Genomic DNA, 4,270 nt, shown 5'->3' with positions numbered 1-4,270 from the left:
AGGTATAAAAAGCATAGGGCTTTTGTGCTAACTACAAAGTTCTGTGCTTTTTTTATGAAGTCGCCAAATATAAATTTGGCATTTCAATCTTAAAGATAAAAGCAAAATATTATATTTGGCTTAGTGTCAAATCGAAATGCAATGTCAATCATCTGCCCTACGATTTCTTATACTAACCGTTGTGCTTAATACAAAAAAAGTTAACAAATTAAAATTAAACTACTTATTCATCTAGTATCAAAAACTTGTACCTAATAAATATCTTATGAAAAAAATATTACTCATTTTAACCACCTTTATTAGTGTAAACATATTCGCACAAGAGTTAAGTTTTACAGAAGAAAGAAATATCAATCTTAATAAAGATTACAATTATACCATAGTAGACCATACAAAATCTGGTTTTACTATAGATAATGAGAATAACAAAATTATTGTTGGTGGTTTTGATGGCTTAAATGTTGATTTTGGAAACTCCAATTTAATCTCTGCTGAAGAACAGTTTACTGCTTATATAGCAAAGTATAACCAAAACAATAATTTATTATGGCTTAAAAGTATAGGAGGTTCTACATACAAAGATCCAAGTCATCCTTTATCAACGATATATTATTCAACTATTGATTTTGCTACTGATGTAAAGGTTGATAGTGAAGATAACATTTACGTTCTTGCTACTATTGATGTGGCTACAACAGAAACTGTAGACCTTGACCCAGAGCATCCACATACAAACTCTATAATTTCTACTAACAACTCTCCAGGTACGTTTATTAGAGAAAATCAAAACATTTTTTTAATTAAATACTCTAAAAACGGAGAGTATTTGTGGCACAATGAAATACAAGATGATTTTAATGATATTGCTTTAAAACTAGATATAGATGTAAATGATAATGTTATTTTTACTGGTTACATTAATGGTTTCTCAAGTAATTTTATTGATTTTGACCCTTCTAAAACTCACTCAGATGATAAAGATCTAATTCAAAGTGAGCTTTTTACAGTTGGGTTTGTTGTTCAATATGATAACAATGGAAATTTTATAACTGTTAATGGAATTGGAAATGGAATCACTTCTGATATAACTGTTAATGCATTGCCTTCTGGAGACACTTACGCTTCTGGTTCGTTCAATGCCACAATATCACCTACTAATACTGGATATTCTCTATTTAAAAATAGCCCAAACCCAACCTATATTGGTAGTCTAGGACATTATGAACTAGGACCAGAGAATCAAGATATTTTTGTCACAAAATATAACAATACTGGACAGGTATTATGGGTAAATACAATAAGCTCTTCATCAGAAAATCGTGTTGTTGAAATTGTTACTGATGAAAATGAAAATGTATTTGTCTCTGGCTATATAAATGGAAATTCAGTAGATTTTGATAGGAATAGTATATCTTCTTCAGATTATTTGAGTGCAACAGTTGGAGGTTCTGCTTTTGTAGCAAAATACAACTCCACTGATGGTAGTTTAAATTGGGTAAAATTAATAGAAGGAGGAAATTTTTCTAAAGTACGAGATATCACAATTCAGAACGATAAACTTATTATTGGAGGTGAATTTAACGGAGATATTAATATAGGTTCCTCAAAGTTAAGTACTAATGTTACAAACCCTTTTATAGCTATTATTGATACTGATGGAAACTGGGAGGGTGCAGGGAAAATAGAAAAAACAATATTTGCTTCTATTTCAGATGTTACTATAGCCAATGATGGAACTATAAATTATTTTGGTTTTGAAGCTGAATACATAAATAGCATTAACACACTCAATATGCAAAAAATGTTTTTAGGAAAAGTTGATAATTTTATAGTCAGTCCTACACTCTCATTGGATGAACCTGGACTTAAAGCAGGTTTTTTTTCTATATCGCCAAATCCTGCATCCAATTATTTAAATATTGAATTTAGAGAGGTCAAATCTGAAATTGACCTTAAAATATACAATTCTTTTGGTCAAATTATATTTTCACAACAATATTCAAACACAAAAAAGGAAACTATACTTATAAATTCTTTTAGTAAAGGAATTTACATATTAACTACCGAAGAAAACGGTATTCTAAGTATGGTTAAAATTATTAAAAAATGATATACAAAATACTAAACACAACACATAAAGCATTCGTCTTGCCGATAGACCAGAGATGAATGCTATGTTGACTGACCCGGTGGTGGATTTATGGGGAAAGTGATGTGTGGTAATCTTCAATTCTAGAAAGTACAACCTCGTTTTTCACAAATTTCAAGGTTTGAAAATACGCTTTGACTATTGAAAAACGAATCTATTGGCATCGATTATAAGTTTTATATGGGGTTTAATCCAATTTTGAGCTATTTCCTTTAAATTTGGACAATACTTGTCCCGTCCCTATTATGGGATTTTTTAAAAATCTATGTAGTCTTTAGTTTTTCTAACCAGCGCTTTGGCGGACCTCGTACCCCAAAGTAAGCGATGATTTGCAAAGTGCCTTTTTTACATTTTGGGCAAATACGGTGGTTGTCCTTGATCTTTTGCGCTTTAACATTTAGTGGACTTTTAGCCAATGTCGCTTGCAGCTTCTTTAGGTACTTCCGCTTGAACACATATATAGCAAATAGGGCGGTTTATGTCGGCTCGAAAAGCTTGTATTTATTTGCGATGTCACCAAATCTTTTGATTTGGCTTTATAATAAAAAAATAAATCAAAATGCAAAAGTTTGGCTTAGGGATTAATCGAAAGTAATTGTTTATTTTCTGCCCTAAATGCCATATATTTAACGTTAGCGGTCAGTTAAAAACTAAATCATGATACTAAACAAACTCTTAAGAATTATTATTCTATCAAGTTTTCTCTTTATTTTTTTTGGATGCACAAAAGATTCTAAAAAATTAAATAATATTTCAGGCGAAGGATTTCCAAGCGAAGTCACTCACAATATAGATTCTAACCCTATAAAAATAGAAAACATTTTAGGGTGAGCATGGATTAACAGACCCTCCATTTTATGATTGTTGATGATCGATTATATCTAGGAATGGGGCATGATAAATCTTGGGATATAGAATTTAATTGGACAATGGATCGCTGGGAAATTTGGTCTACGAATGATTTAAAAACTTGGGTAAAAGAAACTGTTATTCATCCTAATGATACTTATTTTGGGCCTGAACCAAATTGCTGGGCAGGAGATTTTGCTCAAAAAGATGGTAAATATTATTGGTATTTTTCAAATAAGTTTTTTGATACAGGTGTAATGATTGCTGATAAACCTGGGGGGCCATACAAAGATGCTTTGGGCAAACCTCTTTTATCAAAAGGCTTGGCACCAACAAATTCGTATGACCCTGAAGTGTACGAGGAAAATGGAGTGTATACTATTATATGGGGTGCTGGAACTTATTATTGTGCTACTCTTGGTGAAGACATGTTATCATTAGCCGATAAACCACAAAAAATAGAAATTTATAATTCTGATGGTACTTATCGTAATACAGATGATAAACCAACAATGTTCAAACGTAACGAATACTATTATCTTGTTTGGGGAGCACATTATGCAATGTCTAAAGAATTAAGAGGACCCTATGACTATAAAGGTGCTTTCTATTCGGGAGGACACGGAAGTATTTTTAATTGGAAAGGGCAATGGTATGTTGTACATGAACACCACGATATAAGTATGTTTTATAGGGGAATTATGTTGAAAACAATGTACTTTAACCCTGATGGTACTGTAAACCTAAAAAGCGACTTTACTTTTCCAATTGGAGGTGGTAGAAAATGGGAATTTGATAACTCTAGAATGGGATGGCGTTCACCCTCAGGAACAAATGTTCAATGGACAAAAGCAGGAACAATAAAAGGTGAGATAACTGGTCAAAAACCAATTATAGAAAGTGCTAACTGGGCATCGACGGAAACCAAGGGTAAAACACTCGAAATTCGAATTAAAAATAATACCCCTACATCTAAACTGAAATTATCTTTTGCTTTATTTAAAACAAACATTGAAAGGTTTTGGTCTTATCCCGAAATAAATTGGCTCGAAGAAGCTACTATAAATATTGATGTAAAGCCTAATAGTTCTGAATATGTAAAATATACATTACCACTAGATACTATAGAAAATATACCGAAAACATTGAAAAGATTAAGAATTGAGTTTTTAGATAGTGATTCAGGTAACTGGGAAATTGATTACATACTCATCCAATAAATATAATCAAATGAAAAAAATGAATTTAAGAGATAAGAAACCGAACCGCTAA

Annotated in this window: 2 protein-coding genes; both read left to right on the top strand. The window is 31.5% G+C overall.

Translation table 11 applies throughout. The annotated features are described in order from the left end of the window. Positions 1-265: 265 nt before the first annotated feature. Positions 266-2,110, top strand: coding sequence for a T9SS type A sorting domain-containing protein (locus tag GMC_RS0109320; protein WP_010521875.1), 1,845 nt, complete (start codon positions 266-268; stop codon positions 2,108-2,110). An 896-nt stretch (positions 2,111-3,006) separates the two neighbouring features. After that, positions 3,007-4,218: a family 43 glycosylhydrolase gene (locus tag GMC_RS20665; protein ID WP_010521874.1), complete on the top strand. Its 1,212-nt coding sequence runs from the start codon at positions 3,007-3,009 to the stop codon at positions 4,216-4,218. The last annotated feature ends 52 nt before the right edge of the window (positions 4,219-4,270 follow it).

Origin of the sequence: Aquimarina agarivorans, from assembly GCF_000218485.1 — a bacterium.
Lineage (GTDB): Bacteria > Bacteroidota > Bacteroidia > Flavobacteriales > Flavobacteriaceae > Aquimarina > Aquimarina agarivorans.
Note: the sequence above shows the minus strand (reverse complement) of the source record. Positions and strands in the feature narration are given on the sequence as shown.